This window comes from Streptomyces sp. CB03234, from assembly GCF_001905885.1.
In the GTDB taxonomy this organism is placed as follows: Bacteria; Actinomycetota; Actinomycetes; order Streptomycetales; family Streptomycetaceae; genus Streptomyces.
In genome coordinates this window covers 685,009-702,274 of sequence record NZ_LIYH01000002.1, presented here as the reverse complement: position 1 = coordinate 702,274, position 17,266 = coordinate 685,009, and the positions used below count along the sequence as shown (strand labels likewise).

The following is a 17,266-nucleotide window of genomic DNA, read 5'->3' as shown; positions in this document are numbered from 1 at the left end:
CTAACCGCCCCCACTGACAGTCCTCACCCGTGCTCACTCCACGATGTGGCGGCCCTCGGGGCGGGCGCTGCACGAGGCGCGGAACGCGCAGTGGTCGCAGTGCTTGCCGGTGGCCGGGGTGAACCGTTCGTCCAGTACGCGGCCGGCGGCGGTGGCGAGCAGGTCCCCGACCCACTCGCCACTGAGCGGCTCCTGGGCCTGCACCTTGGGGAGGGCCTCCCCGCCCTCCTTCTTGGGCGCGGCCTGACGCAGCTGGACGAGTTCGGCGCCGCCGGGCTCCGGGCGGCGGCCGTCGAAGACCTCGTCGACGGCGCCTTCGCGGACGGCGAGCTGGTAGACGGCGAGCTGGGGGTGGTGGGCGACCTCGTCCTTGGTGGGGGCCGCCTTGCCGGTCTTGAAGTCGACGACGTAGGCCCGGCCGTGCTCGTCGGCCTCGACGCGGTCCATGGAGCCCCGGATCCGTACCTCGTACTCCCCCGCCTCCAGGGTGACGTCGAAGTCGTGCTCGGTGGCGGCGGGTGTGCGGCCGCCACGGTCCATCACGTGCCAGCGCAGGAACCTTTCCAGCGCCACGCGCGCGTGCTCCTTCTCCTGGGCCGACTTCCAGGGGGCGTCGAAGGCGAGGGCGTCCCAGACGGAGTCGAGGCGCTCCATCAGAACGGCGAGGTCGGCGGGGGTGCGGCCGGAGGCCACCTCGTCGGCGAGGACGTGGACGACGTTGCCGAAGCCCTGGGCGGCGGTGGCGGGCGCGTCCGCCTTGACCTCGCGGCCCAGGAACCACTGCAGGGCACACGTGTTGGCGAGCTGGTCCAGGGCGCTGCCGGAGAGCGCGACGGGGCGGTCGCGGTCGCGGAGGGGGACGGTCGAGCGGGTCGGCTCGTACAGACCCCACCAGCGGTAGGGGTGGGCCGCGGGGACGAGCGGCTGCCCCTCGTCGTCGGTGAGCGCGGCGAGCCGGGCCAGGCGCCGGGCGGCCGCGTCGCGCAGCGCCGGGGACGCGTCGGGGTCGACGGTGGTGGCGCGCAGTTCGGCGACGAGCGCGGCCACGGCGAGGGGGCGGCGGGGGCGGCCGGTGATGTCCTTCGGCTCGACGCCGAGCTCGGTGAGGAAACGGGACGGCTGGTCGCCGTCGTCGGCGGGCGCCTTGACGGCGGTGACGACGAGGCGGTCGCGGGCGCGGGTGGCGGCCACGTAGAAGAGCCGGCGCTCCTCGGCGAGGAGGGCGCCCGGGGTGAGCGGCTCGGCGATGCCGTCGCGGCCGATGCGGTCGGCCTCCAGGAGGGAGCCGCGGCGGCGCAGGTCGGGCCAGAGGCCTTCCTGTACGCCGGCCACGACGACCAGGCCCCATTCGAGGCCCTTGGAGCGGTGGGCGGTCATGAGGCGTACGGCATCGGGGCGCACGGGCCGCTTGGAGAGGGTGTCGGCGGCGATGTCCTGGGCGTCGAGCTCTTCGAGGAAGTTCAGGGCGCCGCGGCCGCCGGTGCGCTCCTCGGCGCGGGCGGCGGTGTCGAACAGGGCGCACACGGCATCGAGGTCGCGGTCGGCGTTACGGCCGGCGGCACCGCCCCGGAGCGCCGCCCGCTGGAGGCGGGCGGGCCAGGGTGTGCCGTTCCACAGCAGCCACAGGGCCTCCTCGGCGGTGCCGCCGCCGGCGAGGAGCTCGCGCGCGTCCCGGAGCAGCGCGCCGAGCCGCTGGGCGCCACGGGCGTACGAGGGGTCGTGCGTCACGAGCCGCTCGGGCTCGGCGAGGGCGCGGGCGAGCAGCACGTCGGAGGGCGGCGGGACCTTGTTGCCCCCGGCCCGCTCCTCATCCCGCAGGGCCCGCCCGAGGCGGCGCAGATCGGCGGCGTCCATGCCACCGAGGGGCGAGGCGAGCAGGCTGATCGCCGTCTCGGTGTCGAGCCACGACTCGGCCCCCGCCCCGGAGGCGCCGGCCTCGGGCGCTTCGCCCGGCCCCACCGGCGCGCCGGCGCCCTCGTGCGCCTCGTCGCCGCTCCCCGGAACGGCGAGTCCGTCAAACGCCGCGTCATCGGCCCCTGTGGGGGCCGGGGACCCGGAGGCCGCGTCGTCGGCCCCTGTGGGGGCCGGGGACCCGGAGGCCGCGTCACCGGACCCCGTCGCGGCGAGTGCCCCGGCGACTGCGTCATCGGCCGCGGTGGCGACGACGGCCAAGGCGACTGTGTCACCGGCCCCTGTGGAGGTGGGGGCCCCGGAGGCCGCGTCACCGGACCCCGTAGGGGCGGGGACACCGGAGGCCATGTCGACGGACCCCGTGGCGACGCGGGCCCCGGCGGCTGCGTCACCGGGCCCTGTGGCGACGACGGCCAAAGCGGCCGCGTCATCGGCCCCCGTGGAGGCGGGGGCCCCGGAGGCCGCGTCACCGGACCCCGTCGCGGCGAGTGCCCCGGGGGCTTGGTCATCGGCACCGGTAGGGGGGACGTCCTCCGGACCTTCGCCGCCGGGACCGGCGACGGCACGGTGCTCGGCGGGTTCGGCGTCGGGACCGGCGACGGCGCGGCCCTCGGCGGCTGTCCCGGGGGCGGAGGCCGCACCCTGCGGCTCGGGAGCCGGAGCCGTGGCCGGCACCGCCGGGGTCGCCGGGGTCGCCGCCGCGCGCAACGCGGTCAGCAGCGGGGCCACCGCCGGTTCGTGGCGCAGCGGGACGTCGTTGCCGTCGACCTCGACGGGGACGCCCGCCGAGGTGAGGGCGCGGCGCAGGGTGGGGATGGTGCGGCCGCCCGCGCGGACCAGGACCGCCATGTCGTTCCACGGGACCCCGTCCTCCAGGTGGGCGCGCCGCAGGATGTCGGCGATGTTGTCGAGCTCCGTGGAGGGGGTCGGGAAGGTGTACGTCTCGACCCGGCCGCCGTCCCGTACCGCCGCCAGGTCCCGGTGCGCCCTGGCCTTGTCGGCGGGCAGGCGCGGCAGCGGCATCCGGGTGGTCAGCAGCCGCGTGGCGGCCAGCAGGGCGGCGCCCGAGCGGCGCGAGGTGGTCAGGACGGCGACCGGCGCGGGCGTACCGTCCGCCCGGCGGAACATGTCGGGGAAGTCCAGGATCCCGTTGACGTCCGCGCCCCGGAACGCGTAGATCGACTGGTCCGGGTCGCCGAACGCGTACAGCGTCCGTCCGCCCCCCGCCAGCGCCCGCAGCAGCCGGACCTGCGCCGGGTCGGTGTCCTGGTACTCGTCGACGAACACGGCGTCGTAGCCGGGCAGCGTCGCCGCACCGGCCAGCGGCACCGCCCGGTGGACCAGCTCCGCGTAGTCGAGCACGCCCTGCATGTCGAGCACGTCCAGGTACTCGGCGAGGAACTCGGCCGCCGCCGACCAGTCCCGCCGCCCCGTGCGCGCCGCGAAGTCCGCGAGGGCGCGCGGGCCCAGGCCCAGCTCGCGCGAGCGGGCGAGCACCGCCCGTACCTCGTCGGCGAAGCCACGCGTGGTCAGGCAGGCCCGCAGCTCGTCGGGCCAGTGGATACGGGCCAGGCCCTCCCGCTCCATCTCCAGCTGACCCGCCAGCAGCTCGCGCACGGCGAGGTCCTGTTCGGGGCCGGACAGCAGCCGCAGCGGCTCCGAGAAGAGGTCCGCGTCCTGATGGGCGCGGATCAGCGCGTAACAGAAGGAATGGAACGTCGTCGCCTGGGGGGCCCGCACGCCGCCCATCCGCGCCGCCATCCGGTCGCGCAGTTCCACGGCCGCCTTGCGGCTGAAGGTGAGGACCAGGATCCGTTCCGGGTCGGTGCCCTGGGCGACGCGCGCGGCTACGGCCTCCACCAGCGTCGTCGTCTTGCCGGTGCCCGGTCCGGCGAGGACCAGAAGCGGCCCGCCGGGATGGTCAACCACAGCGCGCTGCGATGCGTCCAGGAGAGGGGGGTCCACGGGAGCCGGCGGGGTACGCACCAGTCGGTACGCGCCCGGGGTCCGCCCGCGAGACGGCGTACGCCCGGTGGTAATCGAGGAGGAACTCACGTGGATCGCCGGTCCTGGTGGGTGTGCTGGTGCTGAGGATGCTGGGTGGGTGCGGTGAGGACGCTGTGCGGGACGACGCTACGCGTACTCCGTACGGTCGTGCCCACGATGCCCACCCTGTCCGCCACGCCGCCGCATGGCCGAAGCTGTCACCTGTGAGCCATCACACTGGCGCCGCCGCCGGAACCGCTGCCTCCACCGCCTCCCGAACCGTCACCGCCGTCCCACCGCGCCCGCCGCATGTCGAGCCGCGGCAGATGGCCCTCGGCCCGGCGCGTGGCCTCGCGCAACGGGGTGCCCTCCTCCCTGTAGTGACCCAGGGCACGCAGCTCGTGGCCCGGCAGGAGCTGCCCGTCGGTCCGCACCACCCGCCACCACGGCACCGCGCCGCCGTAGAGCGCCATGACGCGCCCCACCTGACGCGGGCCGCCCTCGCCGAGCCACTCGGCGACGTCCCCGTACGTCATCACCCGGCCGGCCGGGATCAGCTCGGCGACTTCCAGCACCCGTTCCGCGTACTCCGGAAGCTCCTCAGCACTCACCCGGTCCATCCTGCACCACACCACCGACAGCGGGGGCAATGCACCCTGATGGCCCCCCGTACCGCCCGGTCATGCCACCATCTTCCGGGCGGTGACCGGTGATACGAGACCGACAAGAGACAGACGCGGCGAAGGGGCAGGATGTGCGGCCTCCCGAGGTGGCGACCACTTCGGGGCCTCCTGAGACGATGGAGAAGAATGAGACGAAGGAGACGGTATGCGTGAACGCGGAGAGGAACATCGACCGCGTCTCCGGTGACGAGCCGCTTCTCGCCGCCCGCGTGCACCGGCCGTCCGACCTGCTGCGCCTGCTCATCGGCATCCTCGCGATCGGCGTCGTCATCGCCATCGCCGCCTTCGCCCACGCCACCACCACCGGCCTGGAAGAGGACATCAGCAAGGGCACCGGCCAGGCCCCCGACGTGTTCGTCAAGGTCGCCGGGCTCGTCTCCAGCATCGCCGTCCTGCTCGTCCCGGTCGCCTTCGCGATCGAGCGGCTGATCAAGCGGGACGGACTGCGTATCGCGGACGGCGTCCTCGCCGCCGTACTGGCGCACGGCGTCACCCTCGCCACCGACCTGTGGGTCGCCAGGGCCGCGCCCAGCACGATCCAGGAGGCACTGACACAACCCCAGGCAGGGGGCGGCCTCTCCGACCCCGTCCATGGGTACCTCGCTCCCGTCATCGCCTATATGACGGCCGTGGGAATGGCCCGCAGGCCGCGCTGGCGGGTGTCCCTGTGGGTGGTGCTGCTGCTGGACGCCTTCGCGATGCTGGTCGCCGACTACACCACGCCGTTCTCCATCATCCTGACCATCCTGATCGGCTGGACCGTCGCCTACGGCACGCTGTACGCGGTCGGCTCCCCGAACGTCCGGCCCACCGGCCAGACGCTCCTCGCCGGGCTGCGCCACGTCGGCTTCCGCCCGGTCACCGCGATGCGCGCCGAGGACGTCACCGACTCCTCCGAGCAGGGCGACCGAGGCCGCCGCTATCTCGTCACGCTGGAGGAGGGCCCGCCGCTCGACGTCACCGTCGTCGACCGCGAACAGCAGGCCCAGGGCTTCTTCTACCGGGTCTGGCGCAGGCTGACCCTGCGCGGCATCACCACCCGCCGCTCCTTGCAGTCCCTGCGCCAGGCCCTGGAGCAGGAGGCGCTGCTGGCGTACGCGGCCATCGCCGCCGGCGCCAACGCGCCCAAGCTGATCGCGACCGCCGAGCTCGGCCCGGACGCCGTCATGCTCGTGTACGAGCACCTCGGCGGCCGTTCCCTGGACGCCCTGACGGACGACGAGATCACCGACCAGGTCGTGCGGGGTGCCTGGCAGCAGGTGAAGGCGCTCCAGTCGCGGCGTATCGCCCACCGCAGGCTGACGGGCGACGCCCTTCTGGTGGATCGTTCCGGCAAAGTGATCATCACAGATCTCCGGGGCGGGGAGATCGCCGCCGGTGACCTCGTCCTGCGCATGGACATCGCGCAGCTCCTCACCACGCTCGGCCTACGGGTGGGGGCGGAGCGCGCGGTGGCCGCCGCCGTGGACGCACTCGGCCCGGACAGGGTCGCCGACTGCCTGCCGCTGCTCCAGCCCATCGCCCTGAGCCGGTCGACCCGTGCCACCCTGCGCAGACTCGCGCGGGAGCGTGCGCAGCGGGAGCGGGAGGCGGTGCTCGCCGCGTCGGCGGCGGCCAAACAGGCGCGGCTGGAGGGCCACGCGGAGAAGAGCGAGGAGGAGAAGCGCGCCGACCGCAAGGCCGTACGCGCCGAGAAGCAGGCCGAGAAGCGCGCCCTGGACGAAGCCCTGGACGAGGCCCGCGAGGAGGACCTGCTGGTCCAGATCCGGCAGCAGGTCCTCCTCATCCGGCCGCAGGCCCCGGTGGAACCGGTGCGGCTGGAGCGCATCAGGCCACGGACGCTCATCAGCCTCATCGCGGGCGCCATCGCCGCGTACTTCCTGATCTCGCAGATCGCCAAGGCGTCGCTGTCGGTGTCCACGTTCGCCCAGGCGGACTGGGCCTGGGTCGCGATGGCGCTGCTCTTCTCCGCGCTCAGCTATGTGGCGGCCGCGATGAGCCTGCTGGGCTTCGTGCCGGAGCGGGTGCCGTTCGGGCGGACGGTGGTCGCCCAGGTGGCGGGCTCGTTCGTGAAGATCGTCGCCCCGGCGGCGGTCGGCGGTGTGGCGCTCAACACCCGCTTCCTCCAGCGTTCCGGCGTACGGCCCGGGCTGGCGGTGGCCAGCGTCGGCGCCTCGCAGTTGTTCGGGCTGGGGGCGCACATCCTGCTGCTGCTCGCCTTCGGCTACCTGACGGGCACGGAGAAGACCCAGGACTTCACCCCGTCCAGAACCGTGATCGCGGGCCTGCTGACGGTCGCGGTACTGGTGCTGGTGGTCACGGCGATCCCCGCCCTGCGCAAGTTCGTCTCGACCCGGCTGCGGTCGCTGTTCGCGGGCGTGGTGCCACGGATGCTGGACGTGCTGCAGCGGCCGATGAAGCTGCTCACCGGAATCGGCGGCATGCTGCTGCTGACGGGCGCGTTCGTGCTGTGCCTGGACGCGTCGATCCGGGCCTTCTCCGACGGTGAGCAGCCGCTGAGCTACGCCAGCCTCGCCGTGGTCTTCCTCGCCGGAAACGCCATCGGGTCGGCCGCCCCCACGCCCGGCGGTGTCGGTGCGGTGGAGGGCGCGCTGACCGTCGGCCTGGTGGCCGTGGGCGGCCTGCCCACGGAGGTGGCGGCGCCGGCTGTGCTGCTGTACCGGCTGATGACGCTGTGGCTGCCGGTGCTGCCGGGGTGGTTCTCGTTCAACTTCCTGACCCGGAAGGGCGCGCTGTAGCCGACGGGCCGCGGGGGCCGGGCCCTACCACCCGCATGGACCTCGTCACGGGCGCCGGGCAGGAGCCGGGCGCACCATGGGTCCATGACCATCCGCGCCGCCCGGCCCGCCGCCACCCGCACTCCACGGCGTGCCGCCGCGCGCGCCGCCCGGCCCGTCGTCCGGTCCGCCGTCCCGCACACCACGCGGTCCGCCGCCCGGTCCGCCGCCGTGCTCGCCGCCGCCACCGCCACCGTACTGATGGCCGCGGGCTGCTCGGGCAACGGTGACAAAGGCGGCCGGGACCCGGACCGGCCCAAGGAGCTGGCCACCCAGAAGCTGACCTGGGACGCGTGCCCCGGCCCCTCCCTCCAGGAGGGCACCGGCACCGCCCCGTCCCCACTGCCCGGCGGCACCAAGTGGGAGTGCTCCTTCATGCAGGCCCCGCTCGACTACGCGGACCCCGGCGGCGAGACCATCGAGCTGGCGCTCATCCGGGCCAAGGCGTCCGACCCGGCGAAACGGATCGGCTCCCTCGTCTTCAACTTCGGCGGTCCCGGCGTCTCGGGCGTCACCGGCCTGCCCTCCTTCGCCACTGACTACGAAACCCTGCGCACCCGTTACGACCTCGTCAGCTTCGACCCGCGCGGGGCCGGCCGCAGCGACAGCGTGGAGTGCCAGGACGACCCGGAGCTGGACGCGTTCTTCGCGCTCGACTCCACACCCGACGACGCGGCCGAGGAGAACGCCTACCAGGAGGGGCTGAAGAAGTTCGCCGACGCCTGCGAGGAGAACTCCGGCGGCATGCTCGCCCACGTCGGCACCGTCAACGCCGCCCGGGACCTGGACCTGATGCGCCAGGTGCTCGGCGACACCAAGCTGCACTACTTCGGCATCTCGTACGGCACCGAACTGGGCGGCGTCTACGCGCACCTGTTCCCGAAGAACGTCGGCCGCGCCGTCTTCGACGCCGTCGTCGACCCCACCGGGAGCGCGGAACAAGGCGCACTGGGCCAGGCGAAGGGCTTCCAGCTCGCGCTGAACAACTTCGCCGAGGACTGCGTCAAGCGCGGGGACGCGTGCAAGCTGCCGGGCAGCGACGCCAAGGGGATCGAGCGCTTCATCACCGATCTGCTCGCCCGGCTCGACAAGAAGCCCATCACGGGCCTCGGCGAGCGCAAGCTCACCCAGTCCCAGGCCGCCAACGGCATCATCCAGTCCCTGTACTCCAAGGAGTACTGGCCCTACCTGGAACAGGGCCTCGACGAGGCGGACGGCGGCGACGGCGGGCTGCTCCTCGCCCTGTCGGACTCCATGAACGGCCGCGACCAGAACGGCAACTACAGCAACGTCCAAGCGGCCAACGCGGCCATCAACTGCGTCGACGACAAGGCGCGGTTCTCCGTGCCCCAGGCGAAGGCGAAGCTCCCCGAGTTCCGCGAGGCGTCCCCCGTCTTCGGTGACTTCATCAGCTGGGGCCTGATCAGCTGCTCCCAGTGGCCGGTCCCCGGTACCTGGGAGCACCCCGACGTCAGCGCCCCTGGCTCGGCGCCCATCGTGGTCATCGGCAACACCGGTGACCCGGCCACACCGTACGCGGGGGCCAAGGCGATGGCGGCCGCCCTGGGCAAGGGCGTCGGCGTGGAGGTGACGTACCGGGGCCAGGGGCACGGCGCGTACAACAGCGGCGACGCGTGCGTGAAGCGCGTGGTGGACGCCTACCTGCTGGACGGCACGGTGCCGAAGCCGGGGACCGTGTGCCCGTAGCTCTGTCAGTGGCCCCGCCTAGGATGTCGGTCCAGTACAGGAGTTTGGGGGGACACATGTCCATGCGCGTACGGGCCGGAGGCCTGGCGGTCGCGGCGGCACTGGTGGCCGGGCTGGTCACCGGCTGCGACAGCGGCGGCGAGACCGGCAGCGGCGGCACGAACACCGGCAGCCGCACCGGCGGTACGGGCAGCACGGGCGGTACGGGCAGCACGGGCGGCAGCGGTGATACGTCCCCGGCCGGTCCGACGGCCTCCCTGCCCGCCGCGCTCACCGGCCAGAAGCCGGACTGGCGCGGCTGCGAGGCACCCGACGGCGGCGAGAAGCCCGGCCCGGAATGGCGCTGTACGAGCGTGAAGGTACCGCTCGACTACGCGAAGCCGGACGGCGAGACCCTCTCCATCGCGCTGATCCGCAAGGAGGCCCGCGACAAGGGCCGCCGGATCGGCTCCCTGCTGTTCAACTTCGGCGGGCCCGGTGCCTCCGGGGTGGCCGCCATGCCGCAGGCGGCCGAGCATTTCCAGGAGCTGGGCGCCCGCTACGACCTCGTCGGGTTCGACCCGCGCGGTGTGGGCCGCAGCTCCGGGGTGGTGTGCCGCGACAGCAAGGAGCAGGCCGCCTCCCTGGCCCGGGTCGACCTCACACCGGACACACCCGCCGAGGAGGCCGCCTTCCTCAAGGACGGTGCCGACTTCGGCGCCGGCTGCGCCAAGCGGTCCGGCAAGGTCATCGGGCACGTCACCACCAGCAACACGGCACGGGACATGGACCTGATGCGCCAGGTGCTCGGCGACAAGAAGCTCAACTACATGGGCTTCTCCTACGGCACGCAACTGGGCGGGACGTACGCCCACTTGTTCCCGCGCAACGTCGGGCGGACCGTCCTGGACGCGGTCGTCGACCCGACGGCGGACGCGGCGGGCCACGCCCGCAACCAGGCCACCGGTTTCCAGCGGGCGCTGGACAACTACTTCACGTCCACCGGTGAGGGGACCAAGGCGGGCAACGCGCGCGTGACGGCGCTGCTGAAGCGGCTGGACCGCGAGCCGCTGTCCACCGCCGACGGCCGCAAGCTCACACAGAGCCTCGCGCTCACCGGCATCGCGATGACCCTGTACTCGGAAGAGACGTGGCCCTACCTCACCGAGGGACTCAAGGAGGCCGACGCCGGCCGGGGCGACGCCCTGCTGCGACTCGCCGACATGTACAACGACCGGGGCGCGGACGGCTCCTACGGCACGCAGTCGCACGCACAGCGCGCCATCTCGTGCGCCGACAGCAGCAGTCGGCCGACGGCCGCCGAGGCGAAGGCGCTACTGCCGGAGTTCCGGAAGATATCGCCGGTCTTCGCCGAGTTCATGGCCTGGGACACGGCCGGCTGGTGCGCCGACTGGCCGGTGAAGGGCGAGAGCGCCACACCGGAGGCGAGCGCTCCGGGCGCGGGGCCGATCCTGGTCGTGGGCACCACGGGCGACTCCGCGACGCCCTACGAGGGCGCCAAGAAGATGGCGGACGAGCTCGGCGCGGGCGTCGGTGTCCTCCTCACCTACAAGGGCGAGGGGCATGGCGCGTACACCAGCGACAGCACATGCGTGCGGGACACAGTGAACGACTACCTGCTGGAGGGAAAGGTCCCGGCGAGCGGCAAGACCTGCTCCTGAGTCCCGGAACAAGCGGAGGGGGCCGGACCCGTGAACCGGATCCAGCCCCCTGCACAGAGCGTGGCCTAGTAGACCGGCTTCTGCGGCTCGATCTGGTTGACCCAGCCGATGACGCCACCGCCGACGTGCACCGCGTCCGAGAAGCCCGCCGACTTCAGCACGGCGAGGACTTCCGCACTGCGGACACCCGTCTTGCAATGCAGGACGATCTTCTTGTCCTGCGGGAGGTCCTGGAGGGCGTTGCCCATCAGGAACTCGTTCTTCGGGATCAGACGGGCGCCGGGGATCGAGACGATCTCGTACTCGTTCTGCTCGCGGACGTCGATGATGTCGATCTTCTCGCCCTCGTCGATCCACTCCTTGAGCTGCTTGGGAGTGATCGTCGAGCCGAGCGCCGCCTCCTGGGCCTCCTCGGACACGACGCCGCAGAAGGCCTCGTAGTCGATGAGCTCGGTGACGGTCGGGTTCTCGCCGCAGACCGCGCAGTTCGGGTCCTTGCGGACCTTGACCTGGCGGTACTGCATCTCCAGGGCGTCGTAGATCATCAGGCGGCCGACCAGCGAGTCACCCACGCCGGTCAGGACCTTGATCGCCTCGGTGACCTGGATGGAGCCGATGGACGCGCACAGCACGCCCAGCACGCCACCCTCGGCGCAGGAGGGCACCATGCCCGGCGGCGGGGGCTCCGGGTACAGGCAGCGGTAGCAGGGGCCGTACTCGGACCAGAAGACCGAGGCCTGTCCGTCGAAGCGGTAGATCGAACCCCAGACGTACGGCTTGTTCAGCAGCACGCAGGCGTCGTTGACCAGGTAACGCGTGGCGAAGTTGTCCGTGCCGTCGACGATCAGGTCGTACTGGCTGAAGATGTCCATCACGTTGTCGGCCTCGAGCCGCTCCTCGTGAAGGATCACGTTCACGTACGGGTTGATGCCGAGCACGCTGTCGCGTGCGGACTCGGCCTTGGAGCGGCCGATGTCGGACTGGCTGTGGATGATCTGGCGCTGCAGGTTCGACTCGTCGACCTCGTCGAACTCCACGATGCCGAGCGTGCCCACGCCGGCCGCGGCCAGGTACATCAGGGCGGGCGAGCCGAGGCCACCGGCGCCCACACAGAGCACACGGGCGTTCTTCAGCCGCTTCTGCCCGTCCATCCCGACATCCGGGATGATCAGGTGGCGGGAGTACCTGCGGACCTCGTCTACGGTGAGCTCGGCAGCCGGCTCGACCAGGGGTGGCAGCGACACGGGGACTCCGTTGGTCGGTAGTCAGTACGGTTGTTCTTCCGTAACACTGCCACGGCCCTCCTCATTCCGAGACACCTGGTCCGATCTGCGAGACGATTTCGTCCCAGTAGCCGGGCAGAGCCGCGAATGGATCATTTTGTCCGGTGCGGTCGGCGCTCCGGTCGGTGAAGAAGATCGTCCCGGCGCCCTGCCAGCGGGCGATGCGCACCGCCTCTTCGAGATGAGTGCGCGGCACCCCGTGGACGAGGTGCACAAACCGCTCGGGTGGATGGTCCGCGGTCCATTCCGCCACCTGTGACCAGCGGTATTCCGCCCAGGGCCCGCAGAAGGTGACCAGCTGGTCGGCGATCTCCGCGTAGCCGGGGTACGGGTGCGAGCCGTGGCCCAGCACCAGGTGCCCTCCGTCGGCGTGCTCCAGGATCACCTCCAGCGTGGCCGTCGTACGCCGTACGGCGGCCAGGTCGGCCCGGTCCGTGGGACAGCGGTCCAGCAGGTAGCCGTCGACCTGGTACCAGTCCAGGAAGCGGTGCGCGTCGGAGACGATCTCGCCGAACGGGCGGGAGCCGTGCCGGAGGTCGAGATGGCCCAGCACCCGGACGCCCGCGTTGCGCAGCTTTCCGGCCGCCTCCAGGCAGTGCGGATCGGGCCGGGCCCCCGGGCCGTCCGCGACATTGAGGACGGCCCAGTGCAGGGGCGTACCGGGGCGGGTCAGCTCGGCCCACTCGACAGGGGCGAGCAAGGGGTGGGCGTAGCCGGGGACGCCGAAGCCGAGCCGTTCGGCGCCGGTCGCGGAGAGCCCCGTGTCCGTACGGGTCAGATGCGGCATGCGGCCTCCATCCAGATGTCGGCCAGGGATTCCTCCAGGTTGATGCGGGGCCGCCAGCCGAGCCGGTCGCGCGCGGTACGCACGTCCGCCTGCTGCCAGCTGCCGCACCCGTCGGGGTACGGATGGGCCCCGGCGGCCGGCTGGTCGGGGAGGCTCTCGCCACGCTGGGCGCCGATGGACGCCAGGGATCCCATCGCCGACAGCGACGGCCTGCTCGGCGCGTCCAGCTCGTGCAGGGCGCCCCCGTACCCGGCGACCCTGGCGAGGACGGCGGCCGCGTCGCGGAGCCGTACGGCACGGCCCGTGCCGATGTTGACGATGCCCTGCGCGGCCGAGAGCGAGGCGGCGTGCACGGCGCGCGCCACGTCGCGTACGTCGACGAAGTCGCGCTGCACGCCGAGGCCGCCGAGCTTCAGCTCGCCGTCACCGGACTGCATGGCGCGCCGCATGGCCTCCGCGAGCCGGCCGAGCGGCGACCCGGCCGGGGTGCCGGGGCCGACCGGCGAGAACACCCGCAGGACGACCGCGTCCAGGCCGGCGCCGAGGACCAGCTCGGTGGCGGCCAGCTTGGACACGCCGTACGGGCCGCCGGGGCGCGGCACCGCGTCCTCCGCGGTGGACGAGCCGGGCTGCGAGGGCCCGTACTCGGAGGCGCAGCCGAGCTGGACCAGACGCGCCCCGCAGCCGCTGCGGCGCAGCGCCTCGCAGACGGTGGCGACGGCGACGGTGTTGTGCCGGGTCAGCTCGCGGGCGCCGCCGCGGGTGGTCCCGGCGCAGTTGATGACGACACCGGGGTGGACCGCGTCCAGGAACCGGGTCAGCGCACCGGGGCTGCCGCCCGCGAGGTCGAAGCGTACGTCGGCGTCGTCGCCGCGCCCGAGGGCGGTCAGGTGGACGGCCGGGTCGGCGAGGAGCCGGTCGGCGACGAAGCGGCCGATGAATCCATTGGCACCGAGCAGCAGCACCCTCATCGCGCGCCCCCTTCGCGCCGACCGGCTGTTGCGGGGGTTTGGGGGGTCATGTCCGTTGTCTCCTTGTGGATGTGCTGATGAAGGGGGTGAAGAGGTGTACGCGGGTACGGGCCGGGTCCGGAGCCGCCGGGTCAGGTGACGGTGGCGTCGGCATGGGCGGAGGCCCGGGCGAGTACGGCGGTGGCGTGCGCCAGCAGGGCGAGGGCGGCAGCGCCGCACGCGAGCGTGGGCACGGCTGCGGCACCCCAGCTGTCGACGGCCGCCTGGACGGGGCGGGCGAGCCCGTCGCAGCCGGGGAGGCGGGCGGCGAGGACGGACGCGAGGGCGAGCGCCTCGGTGGCGGAGGCGGCGAGGAGCCCGGTGGCGGCGGCTCCGGCGAAGCCGTGGACGGTGAGCAGCCGGGCGAGGAAGAGGAGGGTGCCGAGGGCCAGGGCACCGCCGCTGACGGAGCCCTTGTCGAGAACGGTGCCCACGAGCGCGAGCAGACCGGTCAGGGCGGCGGTGTAGAGCCCGACGACCGCGAGGAGCAGGGGGCGGGTTCCGGCGGCGAAGTCCTTCAGGCCGCGGCTGCCGGCGAGTCCGCGCCGTGCCCGTACGGCGAACAGGTGCGCGCACCAGGCCGCGGGGGCGACCGCGACGGCGAGGGCGAGCAGCGGCGCGGTGGCCGCGGGCCAGGTCCCGTCGGGGCCGCCGATGAGGAGCTGGTCCAGCAGGCCGTCGCCGAACACGGCGTACGCGAGCAGAAACCCGGTCCACGCGCGCGTGCCCGGTGCCGAGCGCCCGGCGGCGCGCAGCGGCCCGCGGCGGAGGCATGCGGTGAGCGCCACGGCGAGCCCCACGGCGCCGGCCACGCCGACGGCCGCCCTCAGCGGCCCGCCGGTGGCGGCGAGGCCCGCGACGGTGAGCGCGCCCAGGGCGCCGGGCAGCAGAACGACCCAGCCGGTGAGCGCGGCTGCCGCGGCTGCCGTGCCGGGTACGGAGGCGGGCCGTGTCCAGGCGCTGTCGTCACGGCGCGGCACGCGCGCGTACAGCTCCTCGGCGAGCGAGAACACGTCCCGGTGCCGGAACCGGGCAGCCGTGCGGTCGGTCACCCCGTGGGCCTCCAGCCCGGCGGCGATCTCCAGCGGGTCGACCGCCCGCTCGCACAACTCCCGGTGCCGGTGCAGCAACGCCTTCACCGGATCGGCCGGCCCTCGCCGGACCACCCCGGCGCGCTGTCCCTCACCCACGCGGACAGCGGCGGCACCCGCACGCCGACCGCCCCCCGCACCGCGCCCGCCCGCTGGGCCGCCCACCCCGCCGGGTCCAGCCGCCACGCCGACAACGCCCGCCGTACCGCGCCCCGCCGCGCCCGCCACGGGCTCGACCACCCCGCCGGGTCGGGCCATCCCGCCCGGTCCAGCCGCCGTACGGCGTCCGCCCGTGTGAGGTGCGCCCGTCGGCGGGGTGACTGGGGCGCCGGGGGTGGGTGCCCCGGCGCCGGACGCCGCCCGCACCGGGCCGTGGTGGCCGGACGGTTCGTCGTGAGCGGCCCCGAGCGCGGGCTCCGAGAGGACCGCTTCCGCCCGGCTGTCCCAGGTGGGGCGAGCGGCAGGCCCCGTGCGTGTGCCTCCGTCAGACATGGCCGTCCACCCTCCCCGCGCCCGTGGCCGCGTACGCGCCCACCGGGTCCGCCCAGGCCGGGGTCGTCGCGCCACCCGGTCCGCGTCCCGTCCAGTGCCCCGGCACGTACGCCTCGGCCGGGTGCGCGAACGGCAGGGGCTCGCCGTCCGCGCCGACGGTCTCGGCGTCGCGGCGCACGGGCGCGTGGGAGATGAGCTCCAGGTAAATGCCGCGAAATGCCGCGAGGTTCTGCTCCACCGTGAACAGTTCGAGTGCGCGGGCGCGTGCGGCGGCGCCCAGCCGTTCGCGGCGCGCCGGGTCGCGCAACAGCGCCAGGCACGCGTCGGCGAGCGCCCGCGGATTGCGCGGGGGCACGACCAGTCCCGTACCACCGATGACCTCGACGACCGCGCCGACGTCCGTCGAGACGGTGGCGCGCCCGCACAGCATGGCCTCGACCAGCCCGACCGGGAAACCCTCGACCACGCTGGAGAGGACGACCACGCCGGCCGCGGCGTACGCGTCGGTGAGGTCGGGAGCGTACGGGCCGCCGAGGTCCTCGAAGGACACGGGATTGTCGCCGACGGCATGCGCGTCGGCGGCCTCGTCGGGGAAAAGCTGGGCTGCCAGGGCCTCGCAGTGCGCGCGGTAGGTGGCCGATTCGACGGCGCGGGCGGGCGCCGAGGAAACGACCCTGAGCCGCGCTTCCGGCTCCTGACTCCGTACCTCCGCGAAGGCGTGCAGCAGCCCGACGAGGTCCTTGGCGGGCTCGATCCGGCCGACCCACACCAGCGTGCGCGGATCGCCGCTGTCGGCTCCCTCGCCCACCGCCGCGAACCGCTCGGCCTCCATGCCCGGGTAGACCGTGCGCAGCTTGGCACGCTCGGCACCGCACCTCTCCTGCCAGCGGCGCGCGTGGGTGTTGCCGGGCGTGATGAGGGCGGCCTGCCGGTACACCTCGGCGGCCAGGCACCCGTGGAAGGCGGCGAGCAAGGCGCGCACGGGAGCGCTCAGCGGCGCGTCGGCGGCCGCGAGGTAGTGCGCGCGCAGCTGTACGCCGTACTCCGTGACCAGCAGCGGAACGCCGAAGAAGCGTTTGGCCAGCAGTCCGGGCAGGGCCGCCGTGCCGCCGGACGCCGCGTGGCAGAGATCGACCGCACCCAGGCCGCCGTCCTCGCCGTACCAGTCGAGGGAGAGGGGGCGCAGGGCGCGCTCCAGCCGGTCGGCGAAGGCGAGGTGGTCGGGGACGGTGGCGCCGTGCACGCCCCGGCGCGCACCACCCGCGCGGCAGGCGGATTCCAGGGCGCGAACGGCGGCTTCCGAGCGGAGGGCGGCGGGGAGGCCCCCGTACTCCCGGCCGAGTTCGGCCAGCCCGTACAGCCCTTCCGCGAAGCCGGTCCCGCTCTCCCCCGGTCCGCACAGGGCGGCGGCGAGCTCCTTGAAGCAGGTGACGAAGCGCCGGCGCTCACGCCTGCCATAGGCGCGGCCGTGCCGCGGAACGCCATCGGGGCCCCACAGCGGAGCCGTACGCACGCGCTGCACCTGGGGCGGGAGCGGGACCCAGCCGCCGTCCTCCTGCCGCGCGCTGCGGCTGAGCGCGTAGACGTCGAATTCGTGCTGCGCGAGCCCGCGCACGAGCCGGTCGCACCAGAGCCTGGACTCACCCGACGCATACGGGTATCCACCCTCGGTGAGCAGTCCGATCCGCACGAGTACACCCCCGATCTCCCTTGTGTGCGGCCACCGTTGGTCCGGCGACTCACAGCGGGAAGAACGTAAGCGGATATGCCGGTGGCGTGATGGACGGTTGTCCGTTGCGCCACCGGAAGGGGTGAATGCTCGTAACTTTCCTGCACCCGTCGCGTTTCGACGCGCTA

Annotated in this window: 10 protein-coding genes; 3 read left to right on the top strand and 7 right to left on the bottom strand. The window is 73.6% G+C overall.

Translation table 11 applies throughout. The annotated features are described in order from the left end of the window. Nucleotides 1–33: 33 nt before the first annotated feature. Together AMK26_RS10000 and AMK26_RS09995 are read right to left on the bottom strand one after the other, a co-directional pair. Nucleotides 34–3,966: a UvrD-helicase domain-containing protein gene (locus AMK26_RS10000; protein ID WP_073754150.1), complete on the bottom strand. Its 3,933-nt coding sequence runs from the start codon at nucleotides 3,964–3,966 to the stop codon at nucleotides 34–36. A 149-nt stretch (nucleotides 3,967–4,115) separates the two neighbouring features. Further along, nucleotides 4,116–4,517, bottom strand: a complete 402-nt coding sequence (locus AMK26_RS09995; RefSeq protein ID WP_073754149.1) for an MGMT family protein — start codon at nucleotides 4,515–4,517, stop codon at nucleotides 4,116–4,118. A gap of 179 nt (nucleotides 4,518–4,696) precedes the next feature. Here AMK26_RS09995 and AMK26_RS09990 point away from each other — a divergent pair, with 179 nt between their 5' ends. The 3 genes from AMK26_RS09990 to AMK26_RS09980 all read left to right on the top strand — a co-directional run bounded on the left by AMK26_RS09990 (nucleotide 4,697) and on the right by AMK26_RS09980 (nucleotide 10,746). Further along, the gene (locus AMK26_RS09990; protein WP_079277528.1) at nucleotides 4,697–7,339 is read left to right on the top strand and encodes a lysylphosphatidylglycerol synthase domain-containing protein; all 2,643 of its coding nucleotides are present in this window, start codon (nucleotides 4,697–4,699) and stop codon (nucleotides 7,337–7,339) included. 240 nt (nucleotides 7,340–7,579) lie between these two features. Further along, complete coding sequence (locus tag AMK26_RS09985; RefSeq protein WP_241837876.1) at nucleotides 7,580–9,085, top strand: alpha/beta hydrolase; 1,506 nt, start codon at nucleotides 7,580–7,582, stop codon at nucleotides 9,083–9,085. Between the two features lie 56 nt (nucleotides 9,086–9,141). Beyond that, entirely contained in the window at nucleotides 9,142–10,746 is a 1,605-nt protein-coding gene (locus tag AMK26_RS09980; RefSeq protein ID WP_073754147.1) for an alpha/beta hydrolase, read from the top strand. A 65-nt stretch (nucleotides 10,747–10,811) separates the two neighbouring features. On the opposite strand, the gene moeZ is transcribed toward AMK26_RS09980, so the two are convergent. The 5 genes from moeZ to AMK26_RS09955 form a co-directional block, all read right to left on the bottom strand. Then, entirely contained in the window at nucleotides 10,812–11,990 is a 1,179-nt protein-coding gene (gene moeZ / locus AMK26_RS09975) for an adenylyltransferase/sulfurtransferase MoeZ (RefSeq protein ID WP_073754146.1), read from the bottom strand. 61 nt (nucleotides 11,991–12,051) lie between these two features. Beyond that, nucleotides 12,052–12,816: a spherulation-specific family 4 protein gene (locus AMK26_RS09970; protein ID WP_073754145.1), complete on the bottom strand. Its 765-nt coding sequence runs from the start codon at nucleotides 12,814–12,816 to the stop codon at nucleotides 12,052–12,054. Next, entirely contained in the window at nucleotides 12,804–13,787 is a 984-nt protein-coding gene (locus AMK26_RS09965) for an NAD-dependent epimerase/dehydratase family protein (protein ID WP_073754144.1), read from the bottom strand. Before AMK26_RS09965 ends, AMK26_RS09970 begins: the two co-directional genes overlap by 13 nt. 131 nt (nucleotides 13,788–13,918) lie before the next feature. Beyond that, nucleotides 13,919–15,016, bottom strand: coding sequence for a hypothetical protein (locus tag AMK26_RS09960; protein ID WP_338015568.1), 1,098 nt, complete (start codon nucleotides 15,014–15,016; stop codon nucleotides 13,919–13,921). A 385-nt stretch (nucleotides 15,017–15,401) separates the two neighbouring features. Further along, entirely contained in the window at nucleotides 15,402–17,099 is a 1,698-nt protein-coding gene (locus AMK26_RS09955) for a DUF3492 domain-containing protein (RefSeq protein WP_073754142.1), read from the bottom strand. Between the last annotated feature and the right edge of the window lie 167 nt (nucleotides 17,100–17,266).